We start from the raw sequence: 26981 nt of genomic DNA, 5'->3' as shown, positions 1-26981 counted from the left end.
GCATGTTTCTAAACAATTGTTAAGTTGGCTGAAGTGATTTTCTTAAATGACGTAACATCAAATGAATCATTGCTCCATGAATCATGGCTTGACTCATCTCTGGTAACACTTCATAGTCTTTACTTAAACGTCGATAGTAATTCCAGCAAGCAAAGGTTCGTTCAACAATCCAACGCTTGGGTAAAATCTCAAATCCAGCGCTTTGACGGGCGTTTCACTTCAACCGACGCCCCTGTTAATTGTTTCACCACTCGGGCAAAATTCGCTCCACTAAATCCCTGATCTACCCAGATGACACTGAAGTCTTGTGTGCCGAACTCACAGGCTTCGAGAACAACGCTTGCTCCTGCTAATCGCTCAGCACAACCCGCTTCCAAGACAACGACCCCGATTAAGAGTGCGAGTCTATCGACAAGGGCAACCCGCTTGCGTCCTTTGACCTTTTTAGCTGCTAAGGCTTCGCCTCGCCAAAGGCGAACATAACCGCAGAGTTCCCCCTTTTTTCCGGCGTTTTGACGGATTGGGAATCGAGAACAGAGGCACTGGCTGGCGCTGTTTTCCCGACAGCTTGCCGAACTTGTGTTCTCAATTGGTCATGAATTTGTTGCCAAACACCGAGTCTTTGCCAATAGCGTAAGTAGTTATAGACCGTTTGCCAAGGCGGGAAATCACCCGGCAATCCTCGCCAAGGAATGCCTTCTCGCTGAAGATAAAAAATGGCGTTAAGAATTTCTCTTAAATCGACTTGTCTAGGATGACCAATGACCGGTTTCTCTGGCAGCAAGGGTTCGATAAACTTCCAATCAATGTCAGTTAAGTTGCCCGGATAGGTTTTACGAGACATCTTTGTGAGGCTAAACGCTGACTTCAGCTTGACTCAAAAGTTTGGCTTTGGTTGCTCACTTTTACATTTCTTTAGAAACAGGCTATCAATTGCTACCTTTTTGAAAAGTTCATAGATTCGCTGCCGACCTTTAAACTTAGAATACTTTAAACCGGGAATTCCTTTATGTGAGAAAGGCCATTTAAAAACAGCATCTTCCGCCCATGTTGCCAATAATTTATCCACCTCTTTTATCTCAAGAAAAGATAAAAATTTAGCGACAGCTTTGCCACTTGGGTTAGTGGTGATAGCTGCTATCTCTGTAGCGTTCATCATTGTTTCCTTTTGAAATTCTTAGCATTTTTTTAAGACAAGGAAATCAAACTCGAAAGTATGGGCGTTGCTGATTTTATGTATGAAAAAGGTTTTTATCTCAAAACTTTTTTAGAGATTTTCCGGCTGGAAGCTCTACATCTAAATTCACACTTTGGTTTAGCAACGCCAAATTACGATGGCCAAGCGGTTAGAAATATTCTGCCCTTATCCTGATCGCTTCACTGTCATCGAACACCTTGATGAAACTAATATCAATGTCCTCGTTGTAATACCAAGCATTCTTTTTAGACTTGCTAAGTTGCTCAGCCCGTTTTTCAGGATTGTCACCTGTAATTAAGAAAATTTCTTGTTCGTCTATGCTGACGCTTTTTAAGGGAGATGAACTCCGTTGATTGGATATGGGGTCGCGCTTGGGCAGTTCAGAGGGATCGTGCAATACGGCAACGAAGAAATATTTCTCTTCTTCCTTATCGGACGGTGAGTAATTGTCATGCCCGCGATTGATGTTAATTATGCGTGTTTTCCAATCGAAATTGGGGTTGGGGTAGCCACTATGGTGGATCTTTACTTCGCGATATTCTCCCTTACCCATCTCGTCACTTCCGGGCAATTCTTCTCTTGATGGTGCGGAAGAACGACTAACCCCATCATCTAAGTACATCTTGTAACTTGCTTGGACAGAGAGTTTTTTACCCACCTCGTCGTCGGCAACATTTGTGGACTCGCCGGGATAGATGTTAATGGTAATGGGGTTAGGCAATCCTTCGGCCTTGCGTTGTCCCACATACTGTTCGACCTCAATGGTAGGAATAATTGCTCCTGCACGCACATAGATCGGCACAATAAAGTTAACGTGGTTGGGATCAGCACTCAGACGAGCATCGAAATCACGAATCGTAGTACCACCTTCCACTGCACCATCCAGTGGTTGTCGGTTATTTTTAAAGCAATACCAATCACTACCTGCGGGAAGGTAAATATCCCGTTTACCACGGCACTGGTTCTCCTCATCAAGGATAGGAGCTACCAGCAAATCTCGACCCACAAAGAACTGATCATCTAAAAAGGAAATTTTGTCATTGTAGAGTGACTTATCACTTGGGTCGTTGAGGAACATCGGGCGACAGATAGGTTTCCCATTGATGCAATTTTCAAACATCGCATCGTAGAACAACTGAAGCAGACGATATCGCAATTCGATGTAGTATTTGCAAACTGGAAGTACCATCCGGTATTGAGCTTGTGGTTCTGGTGGATTGCCGTTAAACCACTCCATATACATAAATGGTTCTTGGAATTCTTTCCGTCCTTTCCGCATGTAGTGGTTGCGGAACCAGGGGAGGAAAGCACCTACCGCCGTCCAGCGCATAATCAGTTCTGGCCCTGCCCAATGTTGGGAGTCATCCTCAGCTTCAAACCCCCCAATGTCCTGACCGCAAATAGACATACCACACATCCCCAAAGAGATCACTTGCGATACATTCATCTTCAGGAAGTCCCAACTCGAACTGTTGTCGCCCGTCCAGAGTGCCGCAAAACGGTGCATCCCTGTGAAACTACCACGTCCGACAATAAAGTTACGTTTATTTGCTCGATCCCCAAGTGTCTCTGGGAAATCATTAGCTAGGTGGTTTAGACCGTGATATGTAGCTTTGTGGAGGTTGTAGGAATACAAATTCCACATCTTAATAAATGGTGTCTCTTTGGGAGGTTCGTCGGAGATAAAGTCATCAGTTACTAGTAGTCGGAAAGGAAAACTCCGCATATCTCCTCGTGTGGAACGAATCGCTGGTGTCGTCATATCCTGCCAGACAAATTCTAGACCCATCTCAAAGAGATATTTATATTGTTTGCCCCACCATTGACGTACCTCTGAGCGTCCGAAATCAGGATAATGGCCTGGTGTACCGAGATCGGAACCTTGAGGATTGCCATAGAATACTTCCCCGGTATAAGGTTTACCGTCGTTGTAGTTCGGACGGTTGGGTTGGTTAAAATATTCGCGACCGCCGGTGTAATCTTGATACCACCATGACGCAGTTTGTTCGGCATTATGACGCTTATCGACAACAAAATAATTGCTTTCCAATCCCTCTTTATAGGTTTGGTAATCCGGGGCTTTGTTGCTAATGATAGGTGTGATATTCGTACTGCATTTAATCCCCTTTGCTCTTAAATTAGCAAACATTTCTTTTGGATTGGGGAATTTTTGCGTGTCAATTGTGAAGGTTTGATAATTATTTTGTACGTCCACATCTACATGAAGACCATCGAGTGGTATGCCGTAATCCCAATACTTCTGAACGACCCATTCAAGCGCCTTCCGATCTTCATATCCGTAGCATCCTTGGTGGTATCCCAAAGCGTAGCGGGGTTTCAGGCGAGAACGACCGACAAGTGAAGTAAAGCCTGACACAATATCAGCCGCTGTATAGCCCAGGAAGCAGTAATAGTCGAGATCGCCGAAGCGAGTCCCGACCATATACCGACTGGAGTTTGCATAGCCGATATCAACCAAAACTTGAGCAGGATTGTCAATATAAATGCCGTAGACGCTATCTTCTTCAGGAACGCCGTTAAATTCAAGGAAGAAGGGATCGGAGTGATAAAGGGGTTCTCGCCCATCCAAAGGTCCGACATTATAGACTTGGCGATAGCGCATATTGTCAAAGTTGAAATAATTGACTTGCGCCGTATTTTTACACAGAGATTTTCCGCCTTGTTCCCCAAATCCAATATATTTAGCCGTTGCTGGCTTTTTAATCGCCTGAATGATAGCGTAGTCTTCTTTTTCGTTACCGTTCAAAGTGTAGTAAATTCCTGGTTCTGCAGTTTCCCAAACTTTGAAGGCTTCTTGCTTGCCAGGATTATACTTGTTAGTGTAGTTGAAGACTTGAATTTTGAAGGGATTGTAAGTAATAACTACCTTCATTTCCAGCCAGATTATTCCATTCTCCTTATAATTTTCATCTTCAGACTTTGTGACTAGCTCGATCCTATCTTCATATTCAAGTTCGTTTTTCTCTATGAAGAAGGGTTCTTGACTTTCCAAAATTGTTCTTAAATCTTCAAAGGTATCCTGAACGACAGAACGGGTGTTTTTAGAAGTGTAATCATCTGCAGTTTTTAAAGGATTAAAGCGAACCCTGAAAATATCTTTTTGCAGGAACTGGAGGAGCATAGAGCAGCGTTTCCCCGCTTCTCCATCAATATTGTCGAACTCGATAATTAATGTCTTGTTCTCTTGATCGAATGATGCAGAAACAGCCTTTTCGAGTTTGTGCCATTTTTTGTAATCAGCAAAGTATTCTTCAACCTTGACAAATCTGTAGGAGTGGGAGTTGGAAATTGAAATGGAATCAGACATCAGAATCTCCTGGATTAAGTCTTAAAAAGCAACTTCAACAAAATACAAACGCATATATTTACGCACTCAACATCAAGAAATAGAAGGGCTATCTCTAAAAATTGAGATGGAAATAAGGACGAGAATCGAATGCCTCAATTTTTCAGCACTGATTAGCTAGCTTTAGTAGGGTAATATTCGATCGCTAACCAAATACAGTCTGTATCGGCATAGTATTGATGCCAAGGATAGACATATTTTTGATTTTCCTGTACCTCACAAAATGGGACAGATGTGGTATACCCCGGACTCATTAACATATCTTCGTAGAGAGAGTCAAATGCTTTAACTTTAAATTTCTGCATTCTTCCCTGACCAAAGATTTGGGTATGAATCTCGATAAAGTCATGCTGGTTATGGATGGCACAATCAGAATTAGAAGGAGCAAACCATAAGTTAACCTTGACAGTAAACCTTTCTTTTTGCTGGGGCGTACTCGATTGTTTGGTCATCAAATACGGATCGAGTTCTACGATTCCCGCATCATCCTTGGGAGAACGCCACAGTGGTACATCTTTGGGAAAACCATCAATCAGATTACCTAATAAATCCCAGTTCGGATCAAAGACGATCTTGCCAATGTTCCTGGTTTCAACCACCTCAAGCAAAAGTAAGGATTCTGCTTTGTGGATGATGGTATCGTTCAGAATAGTGGATGAAAAAGCAGGAATAACGCTGGCAGGAGTTTCGTTGAGGTGGGCATCCGAAGCTTCAGGATTGATGACGATAGTACGGTTTTTGATGGGATAGTTTTCGACGTTTTCCACGTACTTCGCATCTATGTAAGCACCAGAAAAGTTAAGTCGTTTGACTTTGTTGGCTTCCATCAGTTTTTGAGGTTAATTGAAATGACTAATTGTTGGAAATGTAATTGAAGCGATCGCACAGCTTCAAACTCCTCTACTTTTTGGCAAAGTCGTTGTAGTAAACAACAATGGATGGATTTTCTGCACAATAATATCCACCTACCGAATAGCCGATAGTGGCAAAATCTAATCTGCCATCACCATCGAAATCTGCAACAGCGATTCTAGCAGCCGAATCTTCAGAAACACGCCATTTAGCAAACACGCCATTTTTCACATCGATAGCCTTGTAGTAAAACACGCCTTGCCAGGGCATTGGCCCTCTCAAAGCAACCAGAAACTCATCATCGCCATCTTGATCAAAATCTGCACAAACTACAAAATGTCCTGGCCCTTCTCCAATTGCATTAGGATCGCCATAAATATCTAATACAACTCTTTTCCAACCGCAATTAGTTAGAGAAGAATTACTCTCCTTATCCTTGCAGTAAACAACTACTGTATTGCCATGAAATGGTTCGACGGCGGCAATATAGGCAAAATCATCATCTCCTACCTTACCTGCGTCTACATCACCACTACCTTTAAAACCTGTTTTATTTATTTGAGTTATTTCACCCTGGCCAATCGCTTTCCCATACCATACGCCATCTTCTGGACTGAAATAGATCAATGTAATCCCTTCTTCAGAAGCAATCAGTGCAGAATCAAGATTCGAGCCTGACTTGTTTCTATACTTCTTCACAGATACGCCATGAATGACGTGGAAGTAGAGCAAACCAGCATCACTTTCGGGATTTGGTTTTTTATTGTGCGTCTCGTAGTAGTTCTTGTCATATATTTTAAGAATTTCCTCTTTCCACTCTTTTGCTCCATAAAGATCGTCAGGCTGAGTAAATAGCACTATGGGTGTAATAGAGTGAACATCATTTGGTTTCCCAACAATCGGTAGGGCAAGAACTTGCAGTTTTGTTTTTTGGGTAAAATAGCCTACCTTCAGACGGTGCATTGAAGTGGCTCTGCCAATATAATGATTTTTCCAATACGGCTCGGAATTACCTGGATTTTCAAGCCATTCAATTTTGCCTCCTTCGGGATCGCAATTTACCATAGTCTGACCGTATTGGTAACAAATGACGATATCATTGCGACCATCACCGTTGATATCTACATGATGCATACCAACAGGACCAAAATATCTGGCGATTAATGTCTTTTTCCAATCATTGTTTCGATACCAACTTACTTCACCTTGACCGAGTCCATATCCGACGATATCCGGCTTAGAATCGCTATCAATGTTGAATGCTTCTATCCAATAGCCGTCTAAGCGACGATCTTCAACAAGCTGCCGTCTAAATTTAGGGAGAGAAAATTCGTACATTGGCTTCTATTCTGTGGCTGGTTAGTTTTTGAAGCATCTATTTAAACAGACGTTTTTAATGCTTAATTGTGAATTTTCTCATCCACAATCTAAACTCGAATAACTCTAAATAAATGAACCATTATCTTCATTCCCGACAGATTTTTGACAAAGGGCTGAAAATAAGGAAAACGATACAAAGGAGGAGAGCGGGATGAGCGCAAAAATTCTCCCCATCCTTTCCCCACAAGAGGCTGTTGTTGCATCCTCTGCACCGGCAGACAAGAATTCCCCCAACATCCAGGTTCTTCATCAAATTGTGCCAAAGCCAAAATAGCTGTATGCGGCAATTCACACAGCGCTACCTCAACGCACCGATAACCATCACTCTTGACTTCTAACTTCCCTTCAGTTGTTGCAGCAACTCTCACCGACTTTCTGTGCTGCACCGATTGCCAAGGGCAGCAGGCGAAGCCTAATCGCGCTACGTCAATCGATTCCTCTCCCACAGCACTCTCTACTTCCCCCACCGCAACAGATAACGTCACCGTCTCGCCTGTGATCGGTTCAACTCCCGCATAAACCTTGGCTATTTCCCCAGTCGTTGGAACCGATAATTCCGTATTAGTCCCTTCCTCTCCGATAAAATATCCCCTCAACTGCTCTCGCAGAATTTCCCGCGCCTGGGAGATGCGCTTGCAGACATTCTGGTAGGAAATCTCTTGCCGTTGGGCTATTTCTGGATAAGACAATTCCTTATAAAAGTGCATGATAAACGTCTCGCGCAACCTTATTGGTAAATTATCAATGGCACGACGAATCACAATCCTTTTTTCGCCAGTTTCCATTGCACAATAAGGCGTAGCCTCACTCCGTACCAGTCCTTGCTCCTCACTAAAAGCGTAACCTTCTATATCCTCAACTCGATTCGCCCCCCGACTGCGTTCACGATAAATGTCCACGCACAGATTGCGAGTCAGCGTCGTCAGCCATGCCTTTAAATTAGAAATTTCCCCCGCTGCGTACTTTTGCACCTTTTCCCAAGCTTTAAGCATCGCCCGACTCAGGGCATCTTCAGCATCAGTCGGGTTCCCCCCCATCCACTTAATGCAGCAACGGTAAAGATAATCTCCATACTGCTGCCATTGCTGCCAAAACCCTTTCCCTAATTCTTCTGAACTTCCCCGCCGGCTTGATGCACTAAGTGTTTGAAAATCTGACATAAATCAATCACTGGTAGTCAACACAATTGAGGCCAAATAAAACTATTGAAAAACTGTCCCTTCTCGAATCCCAGTTGCATCCCAATTCCTGCAGAAACTCTACCCAAGCAGACAATATCGAATGAGTACCATCAACTAAACAGAGTGTATGACCTGTCCTACAATGGGAATCTGTTTTTTATGGGATGCTCCCCCACACTTACCGCAAAAAGCCTGTGTTCTCACGCTTCCACCTCCCAGGCATAAGGAAGGTGAACCAAAAGCTTGTAGGATGCACATGAGTTCAGCTTACTTGGGAAAAGTCGATAAACCAGGCCATGTCGGGTTTATCGACTTTTGACCAACTCAATAACTGTTACTCCTTAATATGAAATGTGTTTGAGTATGGGGTGTGAGATGAAAGTCGAATTATCATGCTTGTAATGTTCGCAATGAGTCTAACCTCTACCCATAGGGGAATGTCAATAGCAATACGCTGGCAATACTAAAATTTTCTTTTAGGGCTGAGTATTACGACGCTTTAAACCAAGGCTAGACAAAGGCTCCAGATAGAACGAGAGGGAATTTCAACTGTTTGTAAAGGTTTATAAACGTGCTTTCGCGGAGCAGGCTCTACTTAAACGCGAGTACCGCAACTATCGTTTTGAGTGGATGATTCGTATGGGTGGACTCCAAGTTGTACTCGACGGCATTGAGAAAGACAACATTCGATTCGGTTACGATTTTGCTTGAGAGCAACTAGAAACCTTATAACGCCGTGCGTAATTTTTCGCAGCGTGACGACCTCGCTGGCGCTGGTTACGAGCAATGGTTTTGCCCACGTACAAAATCACCCCTGTCTTAGAGCATGTTTCTAAACAATTGTTAAGTTGGCTGAAGTGATTTTCCTAAATGACGTAACATCAAATGAATCATTGCTCCATGAATCATGGCTTGACTCATCTCTGGTAACACTTCATAGTCTTTACTTAAACGTCGATAGTAATTCCAGCAAGCAAAGGTTCGTTCAACAATCCAACGCTTGGGTAAAATCTCAAATCCAGCGCTTTGACGGGCGTTTCACTTCAACCGACGCCCCTGTTAATTGTTTCACCACTCGGGCAAAATTCGCTCCACTAAATCCCTGATCTACCCAGATGACACTGAAGTCTTGTGTGCCGAACTCACAGGCTTCGAGAACAACGCTTGCTCCTGCTAATCGCTCAGCACAACCCGCTTCCAAGACAACGACCCCGATTAAGAGTGCGAGTCTATCGACAAGGGCAACCCGCTTGCGTCCTTTGACCTTTTTAGCTGCTAAGGCTTCGCCTCGCCAAAGGCGAACATAACCGCAGAGTTCCCCCTTTTTTCCGGCGTTTTGACGGATTGGGAATCGAGAACAGAGGCACTGGCTGGCGCTGTTTTCCCGACAGCTTGCCGAACTTGTGTTCTCAATTGGTCATGAATTTGTTGCCAAACACCGAGTCTTTGCCAATAGCGTAAGTAGTTATAGACCGTTTGCCAAGGCGGGAAATCACCCGGCAATCCTCGCCAAGGAATGCCTTCTCGCTGAAGATAAAAAATGGCGTTAAGAATTTCTCTTAAATCGACTTGTCTGGGATGACCAATGACCGGTTTCTCTGGCAGCAAGGGTTCGATAAACTTCCACTCAATGTCAGTTAAGTTGCCCGGATAGGTTTTACGAGACATCTTTGTGAGGCTGAACGCTGACTTCAGCTTGACTCAAAAGTTTGGCTTTGGTTGCTCACTTTTACATTTCTTTAGAAACAGGCTATCACGCACCCCAGGGCAACTCAAGATTTTTTGCCAAAACGCTGCCGCAAGCGGGAGACAAAAATATCCAGCTCTGGTAACTTCAACTGGATAGCCAATACACCAAAAATTGCTAATCCCACCCCACCGGCAAGACAGAGTTGCAGCAGTTGCACCAACAAACCCTCACTTCCTAAAGCCTTCTGAGACAGCCAAAGCGTTCCCCAGCAGGCAGCGCCGGCAAGGACACTCAAACCAGTGAGTGCAAAAATTGGCCCACACCACTCTTGCCAGGATAAACCATGCAGTTTGCGATCAAGCAGCACCAATAGCACCACCATAGAGACAAGGTTGACCCCAACGGTGGCTAACACCAAACCCGGTGCGCCAAATGCCTCAACCATGATGTAATCGAGCACGACATTGAGCAGGATATTCGCCACACTGACTCGAAACGGCGTTTCTCCATCGCCCAAAGCATAAAACACCCGCACCACGACATCGCGTCCCAAATAGACAAACATCCCGATGCTGTAGGCGATGAGCACCGGCGCAACGAATTTAGAAGCATCTGCATTGAAAGCACCGCGTTCGTAAACAACGCGCACGATGGGCACTGCGAGGGTGACCATTAGGGCGCTGAGCGGTAGCATGGTGATGCCGGTGAGGATTAAACCCTGACGGATTCGCACCTTTAACTCTGGCCAATCGGCGGGATCGGCTAGCCGAGAAAACATCGGCAGCATTGGCACCAACAGCACATTGGAAATAATACCGAGGGGTGTTTGCACTAAAAGGCCGGCATATCCCAAGGCAGCCGCCGCTTGGGGGATAAAGGAGGCAAACCACAAATCGGTGTAAACGTTGATTTGCAGCATCCCAGAGGAAAAGGTGGCCGGCCCTAAAATATTCATCACATCCCGCACCCCAGGCTGTTTAAAATCAAACCGCAGGCGCAATGTCCCCATGCCGGCTCGCCACTGGGCGGCAAGTTGCACCAGCCATTGTAAAATCGCTCCAGCCACGGTTCCGAAGGCAAGCACGAGTCCGCCGGTGAGGGCGTACTGCGGCAGTGTAATTTTATTGCCTAACTGTAAAGCCAGCAGTCCTAATCCACCAATGACGGTGACGCTGGAAAACAAAGGACTGATCGACGGCAGCCAATATTGATCCGCTGCATTCAGGGTGCCAAAACCAATGCCAATCAAGCCGGCTAGTAAAGCCATCGGGGCCATGATCCGGAATTGCTGGATGGCGATCTCTCTCGTTTGAAGAATGGTTTGGAATTGTTCTGAATTGATCCCACGCGTTGCTGCCTCTGCCGCCGTTACGTTTAAGCCGGGTGCCACGACGTTAATAAGAGGGCCGGCGAAAATCACTAAACCAACTGTCACCAGCAAAAGCACCCCACCCACCAGCGTGGTGATCGTCTCCACCAATGCCGCTGATTCTTCCTGCTTCCGCTTGGCCAAAACACTGACAATGGCGCTGTGAAATGGCCCGTTAATCCCACCCAACAACACGAATAAAAAGCCAGGAATGACGTATGCGTAGTTATAGGCATCAACAGCAGCACCCACGCCGAAGGCTGCGGCAATTGCTTGCTGGCGCACTAAACCAAAAATTTTGCTAATTAGGGTGGCCACTGCCACAATGCCGGCAATCCCAGCCAGGGAACGAGCGGGTTTTTTGATGTCAGACACGAATTGTTAAAAGTAGCTAAAGTGCTTCACACTATTTAACCTGAATTTGGTAACGCTGACCCCAGGTTGAGCGCCACCGCAATTTTCAAAGCAGGTATCTCGGTACAATAATGCTCTGTTTCGCTCCCTAATTCAGGACAGCGACTCAGCGAATCCAGCTATTGCGGCTAAACACTAACATGATGTCCGATTGGCTTTATCAATATCCACCTCTCTACCCAGGCATTTTGCTCAAGCGTTATAAGCGGTTCTTTGCAGATATTGAACTGGCTTCAGGGGAGGTGATTACGGCACATTGTCCCAACACCGGCCCGATGACTGGTGTCTGCACAATTGGCGCAAACGTGCAAGTCTCTTACAGTGACAATCCTAAGCGTAAGCTGGCTTATACCTGGGAGATGATAGAAGTTTGCGACACCGAACCAACTTGGGTGGGAATTAATACGGCGCTGCCGAACCGAGTCATCAAGCTAGCGTTGGAGAAGCGACTTTTCCCCCAGTTAGGCAATTATGAGCGAATTCAGGGTGAGGTGCCTTATGGTTTGGAAAAGAACAGTCGGGTGGATTTTGTGTTATTTCAATCTCTCGAACAAAGCTACAACTCTGTTCAAGTTAAAGCAGGTTTAAATTCTACCATTTCCCAAAGCAATTTATTGCCACAAGACGGGGAACTAATATCACCTACTTACCTGAATAAATTAAATAACGTTTGTGCTTCTCTCACCTCCGCTTCTCTTCTTCCAAAGTATTCTTTTAATGAAAAGGAATTAACCCTCCCACCTCGCACGATTTATTTAGAAGTGAAAAATACGACATTTACAAATGGCAAATTAGCGCTATTTCCAGATACAGTCACAGAACGAGGACAGAAGCACCTGCGGGAGTTAATGGCGTTATTGCCGGCTATTCGTCCGGTCATGCTTTATTTTATCAATCGCGGTGATTGCACCAGCTTTGCGCCTGGAGATAATACCGATCCGGTTTATGGAAAGCTGTTGCGAGAGGCTGTTGCCAAGAGTTTGGAGATATTGCCTTGCCGGTTTGAAGTGACGCCGGTGGGGATTCGCTATTTGGGTTTGGCTAAGTTTGAGGTGTCAGAAAGTTAGCAAACTGAAACAATCTGATTGGTGACTTAGTGGTATTGTTGAGACTGTTTTAATAAATGCTCTCCTCAAAATCGACGTGACCATTCGTGTTTCGTTCTCTGGGGTTCAAAAAACTTGCCTTGCTTTAGTTGCCGCCGCCGGCAGTTTTGTTGCTAGTGCTCTCATGCCGGTTGATCCCCCTTCAGAACCGGCAACTTTAAATCTAACAAACTTATTCAAGCCGGCAATTAAATTAGATTTAGAGTTTTCCCGTGTAAAAGCAGCCGCGAATCAGCGGGTTGAACAATGGAGAAATTCGATCACTCAAGGGGAAGATGAAGAAAAGAAAAGTTTTTTCTTTTCGTCCCCGGCAAGTTTTCATGGGAAAATTGTCCAGCAGGCAGAATTAGCCGGCCAGGAAAAAGTTATTGCCCTAACATTTGATGATGGCCCTTGGATAGGAACCACAGAAAAGGTATTAAATATACTTAATCAATATCAAGTTAAAGCAACCTTTTTTTGGATCGGGAAACATCTCAAACTTTACCCACATATTGCAAAAAAAGTTGTAGCGGAAGGTCACGCAATTGGCAACCATACTTGGCATCATCCCTACCGCGTAAATACATTCCAAGCGACTAGAGAAATTGAAGACACAGCCACACTCATTTATCAAGTCACAGGCGTAAAAACTTCTTTATTTCGCCCGCCTGGAGGTGTGCTAAATAATGGCTTAGCCGCTTACGCTCAACAACAGAAATATACTGTTATGATGTGGTCTGCTGATTCTAGAGACTGGAACACCGGCATATCAACATCAACGATTATTGACAATGTTCTGCGTAATGCCAGATCGGGGGGAATTGTGCTGCTGCATGATGGGGGAGGCAATCGCTGGCAAACAGTTGAAGCGTTGCCGGTGATTATTGCAGAATTCAAAAATCGTGGCTACAAATTTGTGACGGTGCCAGAGTTGCTACAAATGGAGGAAAATGAAAATAAACTTCAATCGAAATAGAGGATTGTCTTAACATTAATTTTGCAAAGTTTTATGAGATTTTCTAATTTATTTAGTTACAACTAGAGGCAAAAAAATAATTTTTCAATAATGCAATTTGACAAAAATAAATTAAAATAATAATTTGTAAACTTGCGTTTTTGAGAAAGGATGTTAAAGCATATTTTGTTTAAATAGTTGTAAGTGAAATCGCCTAAGATATTCACTGAAAAACAAGTTTAAAAAGTTTGAACTGAGAGCTTTGTTTTTGCACATAAAATAAAGATTGCAAAACATGAGGCCGGCAGCGCTCAGCAGCAGCAAAAAAGAGACAACGATTCCCCTGACGCTTTTTGGATTCGGTCCTTCTAAAAAGGGAAGCGTATAAGACATTTTTTTTAATGCGAGTATGGTCAGTGATCGAAAGTGTCTACCAACGCGATCAAAAAATAGAGTTTCCGATATGCTGTGGAACAGGCTAAGGGACGTTGGTCACGCGAAGACTTGGCTTTTGCCCAATGCCGGCATCACTAACGAGCCTCCTCACATCAAGCATTTTCAACGGGTGCAGTACAGAAAACTCAATAATCGGCAACGCCTATTCGTTACAAAGTCGTACATGAATGTGATTGGTGCCTCTATCGCGATTAGTTTTTTAATGACCGGACTTTCCCAAGGATTGCTGCCGGCACTATCGCTGTCAGAACCGCTTGCGGAAAAACAAGCTTTTTTCCTCTCATCCAAGCTCAACGCAAAAAATTCAGCCGGCCAAGATAGAAGGCTAGCTTTTAAAGACTCTCAAGCGGACACACATATAGAGGATGTGCTAGAAAATCAGTGCCAGAAGGTGCCCTTTGGGGCGGGGATTCCAGGGTTTAAACCGGGGACACCTAAAAGTCATGTCCGTCAAATGTTTGGTGTACCAAGCCGAACGGTGACTGGCTACTGGCCAAATACCACTGCGATGATTTATGACTTAATTCCAGATAAAGTTAGCTTGGGCTTTTTATTTGACACAAATTCTGAGTACCTTCGCCAAACAGAAGCATCCTTTGCCGACTCAGTCGAGTTTGATGCGATCCAGATTACGTTAAACAGTATGCTAGGCTGCCGGCTCAACGAGCAAATTAAACTGGGATTACAACTGGTGCAGAAGGGTCAGTCCAGTCGTTACTTCTTTTTTTTAGAAACCCTAAAAGGAGTGATCGAGCGGGATGAACGCCAGCGCATCTACATCGGTATCTGGGAAGCAGACTTGCACTAAATGAGCGTACCAGGGGAAAGGTGAAACAAACTTTACCCTTCACCCTTTACCCTTCCTGGTTTGCCTTGACTCAGTAAGATTGTCCGCGTCGCTTCTGCGCTTCCTGTTGAGCCTTTTCACTATTCTGACGATAAAGCGCCGCTCGGTTTTGAGCGATTTTGTAGCGGGGATTAGTCGGCGGGACAGTACCCATCAGATCCCCCGCCTGCTGCCATTTCGCGGCAAGGGCCAACCAATCAGCCGGAGATGCGGCAACTTTACCGGCAGCCGAAGCTTGCTCAGCCAGTCTGACAGCATCGGCAAAGCTATCCCGGCTGGGAGAACTCCCTGGCTTGACTGAACCGGCAGGCTTTGGCGTTTGTGCTTGCATCGGGTTGCTCAACTTCAAGCCAAGCCAATTACTGAGCGTCCAGCCCAATACCACTAATAATAAACTGAGGCCCAGACCCCCCACCAAGATGCCGCGCCAGAATTGACGTTGCTCTCGCTCGAAACGAGATGTGACAGTCTGCTGAGGAAAAGCCGGCTCCTCAACATCTCGCTTGCGATCTTCCCTATCTTCTGCGAGTCGTTTCAAAAAGTTCGGCTTGGCGAGCGTAATGTCTTGGGACCAGAGAAGCTGACTTTCGGGATCGCGATTAATTTCTTCTAGCCAGAGTAACTGCTGCTCGCGGACAATGCGACTATTAATTTTTACCCGGTGAATATTACGTGGTGCCAAAGACTCTAAAATCTGCCGGATGCGCTCAACTAAGCTAGATTGTTCAAGCTGTTCGGCCTTCGCCGCCTCGCATAGGAGTTGCAGCACCCCATTTTCCAAAACAGCTCGGGTTCTAACGCCGGAGTGGGCGAGTTTATCATTTAAAACTTGAATAATCGCCGCCACGCTTCCCTGGCGTGCCTGTCGGGCGATGTTATCAATCGAATTTGCCATGTTTTATACAGCCGGTGATTAATCGCTACCCCTGAGTTTTTGACTTAAGTCCTTTAGCCAGATATGCTGGCTTTTTGTTGACGATAGTCCAGGCTCAGAATATAACGAATCATAACGATATTATCAACTGGTTGCTCAGCAGAAATTCGGGAAGAAAGTTTCAAACAGCACCGATAGGTTGTAATCCACTCTGTGGCTAGAGAAGCGCTGTTTTTTGGGCATTGAGCGTCAGATGTCAGCGATGCTTTGCCTACGCGAGTTGCACCGGCATGAGTGCAAGCCGGCAGCAAGTTGTGCCGGTGTTCCCTCAAGCAGCATCTGCCTCCATTCCCGAAGCAGGGTAGAATGCAAGGTGAAAACCTTAAACAGCCGAGGCAAAACAGGGATCTTAATCATGGGCAAAGTGATTCGCGGCCTCATCTTTGTGCTAGATGACAACATTGATACCGATCAAATTATTCCGGCTGAATACCTCACGCTAGTTCCCTCTAAACCGGACGAGTATGAAAAACTGGGTAGCTATGCCTTAATTGGCTTACCAGACCGCTACGGCAAGTTTATCGATCCGGGTGAGATAAAGACCCGTTACCCCATTATTATTGCCGGCGAAAATTTCGGCTGCGGTTCCTCACGAGAACACGCACCCATTGCTTTAGGCGCTGCCGGTGTCGAGGCTGTGATCGCCCTTTCCTACGCTCGCATCTTTTTCCGCAACTGCTCAGCCACCGGCGAACTCTACCCTTGGGAATCCGTTGAGCGGCTGTGCGATCAGTTTGAAACCGGCCAAGAAGTTACCATTGACTTTGAACAAAACCGGCTGGTGAATCACACGCTGGATAAAACCTACGACCTCAAGCCACTGGGAGAAGTTGGCCCCGTCATTGATGCCGGCGGCATTTTTGCTTACGCCCGTCAAACCGGCATGATTGCTGCCAAGCAATCCCGCTGACATTAAAACATTTAAATTACACAAAAAGCGGCACGAAAGTATAAAAGCTTTAAACTTTAAGAAAGCCTTTCCTCTAGCTGCCGCTTTTACATCTATATAATTTAAATGTAAAAATTTTCTCGGCATGGCGTGTATCTGCTAACTTCACCCCCTCTTCTCCTAGCCCCTCTCGCCGGCTTATTGTGCCGACACAGGTTTCATAGTCGTCTCAGTAACTAAAGGTGTTTTTGGCTGATACTCTGGCACAAGACCCTGCAGTTCTGTCCGGATGCCGGCAGGGTCGGCAAGTCGAGCTTGTGCGAACAGCGCTTCCAAGCACGGTTCCAAACAATTCCAGCGAATTTTAGATTCATGAGCACAGAAAATCTTGGGATGGTTTGTCGCTTGAGCATTGGCGCTATCAATCAGCAATTCTTCATGAATCTTTTCTCCAGGTCTTAAGCCGGTGATTTCAATCTCAATGTCCTCTGCCGGTTCCAAACCACTCAAACGAATCATCTGCACAGCCAGATCGTAAATCTTTACAGGTTCACCCATATCCAATAAAAACACCTCACCGCCTTTGGCCATCGCTCCCGCTTGAATCACCAAAGAAGCGGCTTCAGGGATAGACATGAAATAGCGAGTCATCTCTGGATGGGTCACTGTAATGGGTTTACCCTCAGCAATTTGTTGGCGGAACCGGGGGACAACGGAACCGCTACTATCTAGCACATTGCCAAATCGAACCATCGTGAAACAGGTAGGAGTTTTAGGGCGTTCGGCAAGCGCCTGCAAGATCAACTCTGCCACTCGCTTCGTTGCGCCCATAACATTGGTGGGGCGTACTGCCTTATCTGTAGAAATCAAGACAAATTTGCTGACCCCAGACTCCATCGCACAACGGGCTGCGGTTAATGTCCCTAAAACATTATTCCAAATTCCCTGGGCAGGATTTGCTTCCACCAGGGGAACGTGCTTGTAGGCAGCGGCATGATAAACCGTATCAACCTGATATTTACTCAAAACATCCTTGAGCTGGACTGAATCGGTTACACTTCCCAAACAAGCAACTTTGTGAAGTGTGGGATAGTTTTCAGCCAATTCCATGTCAATGCTGTAGAGGGCAAACTCGCCCATTTCATAAAGCACCAAGCATTTAGGGTTCTGTAAAGCGATTTGCCGGCATAACTCAGAGCCTATTGAGCCACCGGCACCCGTGACTAAGACCGAGCGACCCGTCACATTCATCTGTAATAAGTCTAAATTAGGCGCAACTTGTTCGCGGCCTAACAGGTCGGCAATATCAATGTTGCGAATCTTACTAATAGAAACTTTGCCAGCCAGAATCTCTCCGATGCTGGGTACAGTTTTGACGACCACAGCTAAAGACTGCAAGCGCTGTAAAATCTCAAACTTGGTTTTCCCGTCCACAGAAGGCATGGCCAAGAGAATCGTATTAAAATGCTTTTTCTCTCGGAGTTTGGGTAAATCCTGCGGTGAGTAAACATTCAGTCCCTGAACAACTTGGTGATGGAGAGAGGAATTATCATCAACAAAGGCAATCAGGCGATAAGCAGGGTTCGCTGATAAGGATTGTGCCAATTCCGACCCAGATGCCCCTGCCCCGTAAATCACCACTCGTTCTACCGGCGCTGTTGCACAAGCCATCGAGTTGAGTTTGTAAACGAGCCGGCGCAACGAAAGCCGAAACCCAACCACGAACAGCAGGGTCAGCATTCCATCTATAATCAGAACCGAGCGAGGCAGTGACCACAGATCCAGGAAATAAGCGAGGCTAACCAGTGTAGCCGAACTGAGTGCAACTGCTTTAAGCGCCGCAGTTAGCAAAAACTCCAAGCTTGTGTAGCGCAGAATAGGCCGGTAAAGACCCATAACCCGAAAAACAGTGAGTTTAATGCCAATCAGTAAGGCGATTAACCCACTGTAGCGATAGATTTCTGGCACGGAACTCATGGAGCTAAAGCGCAGCCCCAACGCGCTATAGATGGCGACCAACAGCAGCACAGCGTCGATGGCCATGAGAAAATAGCGTTTTTGCCGTCTGGATAGTGAAGAAGCCGCACTCAGAAGCACAGCTTTTATCTGTTGGATTAGCAAGTTCACGGAGACTCTACAAATTGCTATGATTTAATTCGTATTTGTAAAGATTTGCATAAATCTGGCTCTATGTTGCTAAAATCTACCACTCGCCATATCCACATATTCACCGCCGACGTTGAAAACAACGAACTCGTTCCTAACGACCAGGTATTAACCATCGATGTCGATCCAGACAACGAATTGCTCTGGAACCAAGACACCTTGCAGCAGGTCTACCGCAAGTTTGATGAGCTGGTTGAATCCTATAGCGGGCAAGACCTAACAGAATATAACCTCCGCCGGATTGGTTCCGATTTAGAACATTTTGTGCGCTCGCTCCTTCAAAGTGGCCAAATCAGTTACAACTTGAACAGCCGCGCCCTCAACTACAGCATGGGACTTCCTCAAGTGGTTGCCCAAGATAGTTAGAGAGCAGCAGCGCATCCAAGCCATGCCTATTTATACCGCAGCCAAGACCGGCAGCCAAGGAGAGAGCAAGCTGAATTTTCCTCAGATTTTCTTTCCATCGCCCAGATAATGGGTTGGCAGATCAGTGAGATTGCTCACCTTGGTGCCGGCGCTGTAAAAACTGTTTGTGGGCAATTTGACGGTTGGCCATAAACCGGCTCCAAAAACCCGCGATAAACTGATCCATCGTTTCAGAAAGCACCCAAGCGTTGAGGCGCATCATCTGATAATTCATCTCCTGAGACTGCTTCAGCGCTGCGAGTGTTTGATTCATATCCAGGCTATCAGGGCATTCTGGCTCCTCAATGCTGGGATTGGAAAACGGATCAAAATTAGGAGTGGGCATGGCAATTACCAATAGAGGTGAATAAATTGATCTGGTAAGAGGATTTCCTGGGGCTAAGAAAACCTAAAGAGTAAAATCAGGATGAATGCTAGAAAAATACTGGCGCATGGGTGACTAACATCTTTGAGCAAATAATTGGAGCGACTTTAAGTTTTCACTTAAAAGCTCCCTTACCCTTCTGTAAAGGGTAAATTTTTAAAACGAAGTAGTGAAAACGCTCCCCGGCATCCCTTACTAGGACGCTACAATTACTCGCATCCTGAGCGAAAATGAAGAGAAGCCGTTTGTGCGGTACTTTCACCAGCAATCGCCCACCTTTGAAGAATCAGGCACTACAATAAACCACATCTGCAATACTGCAACTTAACAATTAGAGCCTCAACCAGCTAGCTTGATAAGGCGTTTGCTAAGCAAGGCTGTAGCAACAACAGCTGATAGGCGCGAGGAATCCCATGCAAAACGATGCGGCAACAATTGACTGCCCCAAGGCAACCTGTCAGACTTCTAACCCGGAGACTCACAAGTTTTGCCAGAAATGTCGCGCACCCTTACCGCGACGATACCTTTGGGCTGTAGGGAAAGGACTACCCGCCTATAAACCCGGACAGATATTAGCCGATCGCTACTTGCGAAAGTCTGAGCAGATTTTACTGGATACTAAACCAGGATTTCCGCCGGCAATACCAGAAGAAATCCCCGAACCGCTCGCCGCCTATCTTAGATTATTCCCCTACCGGCTGCACATCCCTCAAGTCTATGGACAACTGCATCCGCGCTCAGAAGGCCGGCAAACCCCTGACATTTGGCTGTTAGACCCGGCCCCCGTTGACCTCGATTCCGAAACAGTCAACCTGCAATTGCGCCCGCAGCTAACCACCGCCTGGAAAAATGCCAGCGCCATGCGCCAAATGAATTGGCTGTGGCAGATCGCCCAGTTGTGGCAGCCGTGCAGCACAGAAAACGTGGCTTCCAGTCTGCTCAATCCAGAACTGCTGTGGGTAGAAGGGCCACTCGTTCGATTGTTACAGTTGCAACGTGATCGAACCCCTGCAACCCTAGCGCAACTCGGCCAGATGTGGTCGCAATGGGTGCAAGCAGCAAAACCCCTGGTCGCTCCCTTCCTCAATAAACTATGCCAAATGCTCATAGAAGGGCGAGTGCGAACCGGCGAACATCTCGTCGCTCTTTTAGATCGAGGGCTAGCCATTTGCGGACAAACACAATCTCGCACCTATGAAATTTCCACGCGCACAGACACCGGACCCAGCCGCCGGCGCAATGAAGATGCTTGCTACCCAGTCAGTGGCACTAACCAAACCTCAGCAACCGAATCCTTAACCATTGTTTGCGACGGCATTGGAGGCCATGAAGGGGGCAATGTCGCCTCTGCCATTGCGATTGAAGCTATCCGGCAGCGGGTAAAGCAGTTGCAGTCCCATTCTCAAGATTTAGACCCTCAAAGCCTGATCGCTGAACTAGAAGAATCAGCCTGTGCCGCCAATGATGCGATCAGTGACCGCAACAACGATGAACAGCGTCAAGGTCGCCAGCGGATGGGCACAACCTTGGTTATGGCTTTGGCAAAAGCTCACGAACTTTATATTACCAACATTGGCGACAGTCGAGCTTACTTGATCTCTCACAGCGGCTGCTATCAAGTAACCCTAGACGATGATGTGGCAACTCGTGAAGTGCGGCTGGGCTACGCTCTTTACCGAGATGCCGTACAACAGCCGGCAGCAGGTTCCCTCGTTCAGGCACTGGGAATGGCAGCCTCAGGAATGCTGCACCCCTCGGTTGGGCGCTTTGTAATCGACGAAGATTGTCTTTTTCTCCTGTGTTCCGATGGGCTGAGCGACAACGACCGCGTCGAGCAATACTGGGAAAGTGAAATTCTGCCGGTGTTAACCGGCCAGACCAATGTAGCCACGGCAGCAACCCGATTAATCGCCCTCGGCAACAGCCAAAATGGCCACGATAACGTTACCGTCGGGGTAGTTTGCTGTCGGGTGAAAGAAAACAAGAACGCCAACATCTCTCCTGAATTGCTGCTAGCCCAGCTGGACGCTGCCGACTTACCAGAAAGGACAGCAGCGTCCAATCAGACTGTTTTATCCACTGCCCCCACACAGCTAGTAGAGCGTCCACGTCGAGCCAGTAATCCCCTGCCACTATTGTTGCTCATTACGATGTTACTAGGGCTTCCCGTCCTAGCCTACTGGCTCATCCCAGGAGTCAAAGAAGGGGTCGATCCCTTGATTGGCCGGGTGCCGGTTTCTAACCCCGATCCTGAGCCGGCTACTCCTGTGGTCGATGCCTCTGTAGAGTCCTTAAACGTGGGTTCTCTGATCCGAATTCAAAATTTGGCACCTGAAGCTGTTCAAGGCCAAACTCAACTAGCGCAGTTACTCACCCAACCGGGACAAGCAGATATTGCCGGATCAGTGGCGGCAGGCAGTGTTGTGAAAGTTCTTCGCAAACAGACAACCGCAGATCGGATGAGCTGGCTCCAGCTCCAGGTCTGCTGGATACCGCCCCGAAGTCGGGTTAACTCAGCCGCTAGCCAGCTACAGCCAGCTGAACGTGAAGCTGTGCCCGTTAACAATAACACTGAGCAAAGTTTAAATACTCCCAGTCCCCAGCAAACACCGGCAGTCAAACCCGGCGGCAAAGCCACGACTGCCGAACCAGTCACTCGGCCTCCTGTGCGACAAAATCCGATTGGCTGGATGGCAGAAGAGAAAGTTCGCTCAGTTGCCCTTGCCATTCCCGATCCGAAACCAGAACAGTTGGGTGAGTGCGTTCAAGAACCGGCAGCCGCCCCACCAGCCGCCGCCATACCAACCCCAACTGCTTCTCCACCAGCCGCTACGCCGGCTCCATCTGCCTCTCCCCAGCCAAGTCAGCAGTAACGGAGAGTTTCACCAAATCTAAACAATTTTTCAGGAAAACCTTCCCCTAAAGGAATTGGCATTGACCCGCTCACACTCATCTGGCACCCCACATCTAAGCCCATTGCCACTCTTTAAGACCGTTTTGTGTTGTGCCTGCCGGAAATAAATCGGGCAGTCCCAGCCGGAAGTTCTTCTTGCTGTAAAGGTGTAGGCACCTCAGTCGCAATCTAAAATCTCAATCTAAAATTTAAAATGATAGGAGCCGGCAATTTCCGAGTATAGAGCTGTCTGATGCCCAAACGTTTGACTATCGAGCCTCACTTAAGCCTTAAAGACCTAGAGACTCGCTATCGTAAAGCCAAAGACCCCGTTGCTCGCAGTCATTGGCAGATTGTGTGGCTGTTGGCTCAAGGCAAACCAACCCACTCGGTGGTTGAGGCAACCGGCTATTCTGCCACCTGGGTCAGAAAAATTGCCGGTCGCTATAACCAATGTGGACCCGAAGGACTAGGCGATCGCCGGCACGAAAATCCAGGGGGCGAACCCTTGCTGTCGGAACAGCAGCAGCAACAACTCTGGGAAGCTCTACAAGGCCCAGCCCCCGACGGTGGGCCGTGGAATAGTCGCAAAGTGGCAGAATGGATGGCGACCCAAATCGGGCGTCAGGTATCGGATCAGCGAGGCTGGGATTACCTGCAACGGTTAGATATTAGCGGACAGCGCCCAAGCCGGCGAGAAACGGTTGATAAGTAATGGGGCATGGGGCATGGGGCATGGGGCATGGGGCATGGGGCATGGGGCATGGGATAAGAAACGTTTCTCCCACTCAGGACTCAGGACTCAGGACTCAGGACTCAGGACTCAGATCCTTTCACAAGCCGGTGAGCAGACACAGCAGGAGTGCTTCTGTCCATTCCACAACAGCGCCGTAGGTATCGCCGGTGTGACCTCCTAATTTTCGATTAAACCAAGCGCCGGTAAGTACGGCAATCGCACCGCCACCTAAAGCCATGCCTACGGCAACTAGCCATTGATCACGATTTAGAAGAATTTGTAAGCCACTCAAACCTAGGAGTAGCAACAAACCCGGCAAAAGATCCAGCGGGGAGTGCATAGAAGCTTTGTGAATTGCGCCTTTGCCGGTGGCTTTGAGGTAGGGATAACGAGCAATCGCCACCAGTTGGCCCCATCGGCCCCAACCGGCAACCGCCATCAAGGCTAGCCAGCGATAGCCATCTAAGTCATGCAGCGCGGCTGTTTTGAGCAACAGCAGGGCGACCGCCGCCATTGCCCCAAATGCCCCCGTCACACTATCTGCCATCACTTGCAGACGCCGCTGAGGGTCAGGCACGGCCAGCCCATCGGCAGTATCCATCGCACCATCAAGGTGCAATCCGCCGGTTAAAGCAATCCAAGTGACAACCACTAAGGCTGATCGCGTTAGCACCGGCATTGCTAGCTGCTGTAAGCCGGCATCTAAAAGGCCCAAAAGTCCCCCAATCATGATGCCAATCATTGGGGCCATCCGCGCGATTCCTCGAAATTCTAGCGTCCAAGCCGCTGGCACCGGCAAACAGGTATAAAATGCAATCGCAGCAGCTAGAGTCTCTCCTTGCCGGCGCATAAACTGGATGCTTTCTCTGGCTAACCTTTGATGCTCCGCCATATAAAAATTCCTATTTTTCCTTGTGCAGGGGACTAGCTTGCCCCCCTGACCTGTGCCAGAATTGTACCCAGAACACCTATTCGCTGCCCGTTCCGGTGGGTGTTAATACAAAAATAAGGCTCCCACTGGATGCCGCCGGTTTCGCTGCAAGCAAGGATTTGACACCAGAGGCTTTTCCCCATGAATTCTGATCAATCAAACATCAGGGTGCCCGCCCCCTGTATCATAGACACTGGCATTGTTGTGAACAAGCTAGATATGCGACGCTTGCTCGCCGATCTGGGGCGAGTTCACTACATCCACACCCAAGATGGTAAATGGCAAAGCGAGGGTGAAGGATTTGTGATTGAGGTGTTTGCTGATCCTCATCGCTCTACTCTTGTCGCTAACCACGCTCTTTATCTAAATGTCTACAGTTTTGACTATCTAGAGCTGAAGCGCTCTGGTGACCGGGAAAGTTATTTTGAACTCGTTCAGGATAACCGGCATCTGCAGCTTATCCCCCTCTCTAACCCCCTGCAAGAGCAAAACACCAGCCACTTAAATGCTGCTGCCTTGGAGGCTGTACTCACTGAGGTACTTTCCGCCAAGTTGGATGCTGAAATGGACGACGAAGGAACCTTCCCGTTTTAAAGTTAAGGGTGAAGCACAAACGCATTTGCGTTCAACTGTTAAAGCGCTCAGTTTTTAGCTGACAAATCAATTCAAACCTCTCCAACTGCCTGTTGATTTTTTATTTTGCTTGACAAATTTAAATTTAAATGCTTAAAAACCTGCAGCCATACCCATGCGCGAGCAGGAGTTTTTTTGACGCCTCACGGGCCGGTGGAGACACCTTGCTTTATGCCGGTGGGGACGTTGGCGACTGTAAAAACGGTGACGCCTGACCGGCTGGAAGCAGCAAATGCCCAGATGGTTTTGGCAAATACCTATCATCTTCACCTGCAACCGGGAGAAGAGATCGTTGCCGGTGCCGGCGGCTTGCACCAATTTATGGGGTGGAATGGGCCAATTCTGACGGATTCTGGAGGGTTCCAGGTTTTTAGTTTGAGCAAGCTCCGCACCATCACAGAAGAAGGTGTGACCTTTCGCTCTCCCAGGGATGGCAAACTGATCCACATCACCCCAGAACGCTCGATTCAGATCCAGAATCGACTGGGGGCCGATGTGATTATGGCCTTTGATGAGTGCCCGCCTTACCCCGCTAGCCGGGAAGCGGTTGAGTTAGCGACAGAACGTACTTATCGCTGGTTAGAACGCTGTATAGAAGCGCACCAGCGTCCCGATCAAGCGCTGTTTGGCATTGTTCAGGGGGGGGTCTATCCGGATTTGCGCGTCGCTGCCGCCAAAGCGTTGGCCAAGTTGGAGCTACCGGGTTATGCCATTGGTGGGGTGAGTGTGGGTGAACCGGCAGAATTCATTGCCCAGATCGCTCAAGTCACAGCGCCGCTGCTGCCGGCAGACAAACCCCGCTATCTCATGGGAATCGGCACTTATCGAGAAATGGCCAAAGCCATCGCTGCCGGTGTTGATTTATTTGACTGCGTCATTCCCACCCGTTTTGCCCGTCATGGAGCAGTTCTGGTGCGGGGTGAGCGCTGGAACATTAGAAACGCCCGATTTCGAGAAGATTTTACGCCACTGGATGACACTTGCCCCTGCTATACGTGCACACACTTCAGCCGCGCTTATTTGTGCCATCTTATCCGCAGCAAGGAAATTCTCGGCTACACATTGCTATCGATTCACAACATCACAGAACTGATTCGCTTTAACCGGCAAATTCGCGACGCCATTCTCGCAGATCGCTTTACAACAGAATTTGCCTACTGGTTGAGCGAGGAGCCGGCTCAAGTATGAGCAGCTCATGTTACGATCCATGTCAATTATTAAAACTGTGTTGGAGAGGTAGGTATCTGTATGGACGCAGCACTGCTGTTGGCAAAACTGCCTGAAGCTTACGCAATTTTTGACCCCCTGGTAGATGTTCTACCGATCATCCCCGTATTTTTCCTCCTGCTGGCTTTTGTTTGGCAAGCTGCCGTAGGTTTCAGATAAGAAGAGGGATTAGGGGCTAGGGGCTAAGGGCTAGAGGCTAGGGAAGAGTGGAAGAGTGGAAGAAATGCCTCATCCCTCTACTCTCCCACTCAGCACTCCCCTAACCCCTTGCTTTTACTAAGCGCGGCCTCCTATTGCCTTTTGGAATGCCGGCCTAGAGGATATGCGCTGGATATAATCCACCACAGCCGGGTACTCGCTCAGGTCTAGTTTGAGCATCATGGGGATATAAGCCAAAATAGACCCAACTGCTGCATCTGCGACACTGAACTCCTCACCCAGCAAAAAAGATTGCTTCTGGAAAATTTGATTCAGCGGCGTCATCAACTTCTTCGTTTCACGTTCGCGGCTGGCTTCAACAAAAATCCCTGGCCCTAAGGTAGCATTGGCAAAAATCACCCACTGGTCGATCTCGGCACGTTGTTCTAAGGAAGAAGGCATCTTGCCATACTTCTCGGCCAAGTAAATCAAAATTGCCCCAGACTCCCAAAGTTTTAAATCACCATCCACAATGGCCGGCACTTTACCCATCGGGTTGATGGCCAGGAAATCAGGGTTTAAATGCTCACCAGCTTGCATATCGAGCATGACAAACTCGTAAGGAACTTGAATTTCCTCTAAATACCACTGCACGATTGAGGCGCGACTGCGAGCACCGCCATAGAGTTTTAACACGGATTTAATCCTCAGCCTTAAACACAACGATTATGATGTTAAGGCAATTCCAGCTAAACCAAAGCAGTCAGTGCTGCTGATGTGTTGCTTGACATTAGGTAAGACAAAAATTTAGTTGCATTGCAAGACCCTTGTGCCACAGAACTGCAAA

At 47.3% G+C, this 26981-nt stretch carries 21 protein-coding genes and 2 pseudogenes; 10 read left to right on the top strand and 13 right to left on the bottom strand.

Features of this window, described 5'->3' with window-relative positions:
* Window positions 1-19: 19 nt before the first annotated feature.
* The 8 genes and pseudogenes from H6F73_RS18770 to murJ form a co-directional block, all read right to left on the bottom strand.
* Window positions 20-844: pseudogene (locus tag H6F73_RS18770) on the bottom strand (IS5 family transposase).
* A 33-nt stretch (window positions 845-877) separates the two neighbouring features.
* A complete protein-coding gene (locus H6F73_RS18765; RefSeq protein WP_190760293.1) occupies window positions 878-1159 on the bottom strand; it encodes a hypothetical protein in 282 nt (93 codons plus the stop codon).
* A gap of 187 nt (window positions 1160-1346) precedes the next feature.
* Complete coding sequence (locus H6F73_RS18760; RefSeq protein ID WP_190760292.1) at window positions 1347-4526, bottom strand: TIM-barrel domain-containing protein; 3180 nt, start codon at window positions 4524-4526, stop codon at window positions 1347-1349.
* A gap of 152 nt (window positions 4527-4678) precedes the next feature.
* Window positions 4679-5392: a hypothetical protein gene (locus tag H6F73_RS18755; RefSeq protein ID WP_190760291.1), complete on the bottom strand. Its 714-nt coding sequence runs from the start codon at window positions 5390-5392 to the stop codon at window positions 4679-4681.
* 73 nt (window positions 5393-5465) lie between these two features.
* Window positions 5466-6755 (bottom strand): VCBS repeat-containing protein, encoded by a 1290-nt coding sequence (locus tag H6F73_RS18750; protein ID WP_190760290.1) that lies wholly within the window; start codon window positions 6753-6755, stop codon window positions 5466-5468.
* Between the two features lie 89 nt (window positions 6756-6844).
* Window positions 6845-7957, bottom strand: a complete 1113-nt coding sequence (locus H6F73_RS18745; RefSeq protein ID WP_190760289.1) for a sigma-70 family RNA polymerase sigma factor — start codon at window positions 7955-7957, stop codon at window positions 6845-6847.
* 864 nt (window positions 7958-8821) lie between these two features.
* Window positions 8822-9646 (bottom strand): annotated as a pseudogene (locus H6F73_RS18740) (IS5 family transposase).
* 104 nt (window positions 9647-9750) lie between these two features.
* Window positions 9751-11412 carry a murein biosynthesis integral membrane protein MurJ gene (murJ, locus tag H6F73_RS18735; RefSeq protein WP_190760288.1) on the bottom strand — a complete coding sequence of 554 codons (1662 nt, stop codon included), beginning with the start codon at window positions 11410-11412 and terminating at the stop codon, window positions 9751-9753.
* Between the two features lie 179 nt (window positions 11413-11591).
* Between murJ and sfsA the strand changes: the two genes are divergently transcribed.
* The 3 genes from sfsA (at window position 11592) to H6F73_RS26100 (ending at window position 14758) form a co-directional block, all read left to right on the top strand.
* Window positions 11592-12518, top strand: a complete 927-nt coding sequence (gene sfsA, locus H6F73_RS26665) for a DNA/RNA nuclease SfsA (RefSeq protein WP_190760287.1) — start codon at window positions 11592-11594, stop codon at window positions 12516-12518.
* A gap of 76 nt (window positions 12519-12594) precedes the next feature.
* The gene (locus tag H6F73_RS18725; protein ID WP_347239571.1) at window positions 12595-13515 is read left to right on the top strand and encodes a polysaccharide deacetylase family protein; all 921 of its coding nucleotides are present in this window, start codon (window positions 12595-12597) and stop codon (window positions 13513-13515) included.
* A 442-nt stretch (window positions 13516-13957) separates the two neighbouring features.
* Window positions 13958-14758: a hypothetical protein gene (locus H6F73_RS26100; protein ID WP_199330664.1), complete on the top strand. Its 801-nt coding sequence runs from the start codon at window positions 13958-13960 to the stop codon at window positions 14756-14758.
* 70 nt (window positions 14759-14828) lie between these two features.
* Here the strand turns inward: H6F73_RS26100 and H6F73_RS18715 are convergent, their stop codons facing one another.
* Window positions 14829-15692: a hypothetical protein gene (locus H6F73_RS18715; RefSeq protein ID WP_190760286.1), complete on the bottom strand. Its 864-nt coding sequence runs from the start codon at window positions 15690-15692 to the stop codon at window positions 14829-14831.
* Between the two features lie 232 nt (window positions 15693-15924).
* Between H6F73_RS18715 and H6F73_RS18710 the strand changes: the two genes are divergently transcribed.
* Window positions 15925-16641: a 3-isopropylmalate dehydratase gene (locus H6F73_RS18710; protein WP_242072540.1), complete on the top strand. Its 717-nt coding sequence runs from the start codon at window positions 15925-15927 to the stop codon at window positions 16639-16641.
* 177 nt (window positions 16642-16818) lie between these two features.
* Here the strand turns inward: H6F73_RS18710 and H6F73_RS18705 are convergent, their stop codons facing one another.
* The gene (locus H6F73_RS18705) at window positions 16819-18747 is read right to left on the bottom strand and encodes a nucleoside-diphosphate sugar epimerase/dehydratase (protein ID WP_347239570.1); all 1929 of its coding nucleotides are present in this window, start codon (window positions 18745-18747) and stop codon (window positions 16819-16821) included.
* Window positions 18748-18810: 63 nt separating this feature from the next.
* Between H6F73_RS18705 and H6F73_RS18700 the strand changes: the two genes are divergently transcribed.
* Window positions 18811-19152 (top strand): NAD(P)H-quinone oxidoreductase subunit M, encoded by a 342-nt coding sequence (locus tag H6F73_RS18700; protein WP_190760285.1) that lies wholly within the window; start codon window positions 18811-18813, stop codon window positions 19150-19152.
* Window positions 19153-19273: 121 nt separating this feature from the next.
* Here the strand turns inward: H6F73_RS18700 and H6F73_RS18695 are convergent, their stop codons facing one another.
* The gene (locus H6F73_RS18695) at window positions 19274-19537 is read right to left on the bottom strand and encodes a hypothetical protein (RefSeq protein WP_190760284.1); all 264 of its coding nucleotides are present in this window, start codon (window positions 19535-19537) and stop codon (window positions 19274-19276) included.
* A 452-nt stretch (window positions 19538-19989) separates the two neighbouring features.
* Between H6F73_RS18695 and H6F73_RS18690 the strand changes: the two genes are divergently transcribed.
* Both H6F73_RS18690 and H6F73_RS18685 read left to right on the top strand, forming a co-directional pair.
* Window positions 19990-22449 carry a protein phosphatase 2C domain-containing protein gene (locus tag H6F73_RS18690; protein ID WP_190760283.1) on the top strand — a complete coding sequence of 820 codons (2460 nt, stop codon included), beginning with the start codon at window positions 19990-19992 and terminating at the stop codon, window positions 22447-22449.
* 273 nt (window positions 22450-22722) lie between these two features.
* A complete protein-coding gene (locus tag H6F73_RS18685; RefSeq protein ID WP_190760282.1) occupies window positions 22723-23184 on the top strand; it encodes a helix-turn-helix domain-containing protein in 462 nt (153 codons plus the stop codon).
* A 118-nt stretch (window positions 23185-23302) separates the two neighbouring features.
* Here the strand turns inward: H6F73_RS18685 and cobS are convergent, their stop codons facing one another.
* Complete coding sequence (cobS, locus tag H6F73_RS18680) at window positions 23303-24055, bottom strand: adenosylcobinamide-GDP ribazoletransferase (protein ID WP_242072566.1); 753 nt, start codon at window positions 24053-24055, stop codon at window positions 23303-23305.
* A gap of 222 nt (window positions 24056-24277) precedes the next feature.
* On the opposite strand from cobS, the gene H6F73_RS18675 reads away from it, so the two are divergent.
* The 3 genes from H6F73_RS18675 (at window position 24278) to H6F73_RS18665 (ending at window position 26155) form a co-directional block, all read left to right on the top strand.
* Window positions 24278-24730 carry a hypothetical protein gene (locus H6F73_RS18675; RefSeq protein ID WP_190760280.1) on the top strand — a complete coding sequence of 151 codons (453 nt, stop codon included), beginning with the start codon at window positions 24278-24280 and terminating at the stop codon, window positions 24728-24730.
* Between the two features lie 105 nt (window positions 24731-24835).
* Window positions 24836-25957: a tRNA guanosine(34) transglycosylase Tgt gene (gene tgt, locus H6F73_RS18670; RefSeq protein ID WP_190760279.1), complete on the top strand. Its 1122-nt coding sequence runs from the start codon at window positions 24836-24838 to the stop codon at window positions 25955-25957.
* Between the two features lie 60 nt (window positions 25958-26017).
* Entirely contained in the window at window positions 26018-26155 is a 138-nt protein-coding gene (locus H6F73_RS18665; RefSeq protein WP_190674408.1) for a photosystem II reaction center protein K, read from the top strand.
* A gap of 117 nt (window positions 26156-26272) precedes the next feature.
* On the opposite strand, the gene H6F73_RS18660 is transcribed toward H6F73_RS18665, so the two are convergent.
* Complete coding sequence (locus H6F73_RS18660) at window positions 26273-26830, bottom strand: glutathione S-transferase N-terminal domain-containing protein (RefSeq protein WP_190760278.1); 558 nt, start codon at window positions 26828-26830, stop codon at window positions 26273-26275.
* Window positions 26831-26981 lie beyond the last annotated feature (151 nt).

Source organism: Microcoleus sp. FACHB-68 (genome assembly GCF_014695715.1).
In the GTDB taxonomy this organism is placed as follows: Bacteria; Cyanobacteriota; Cyanobacteriia; order Cyanobacteriales; family Oscillatoriaceae; genus FACHB-68.
Note: the sequence above shows the minus strand (reverse complement) of the source record. Positions and strands in the feature narration are given on the sequence as shown.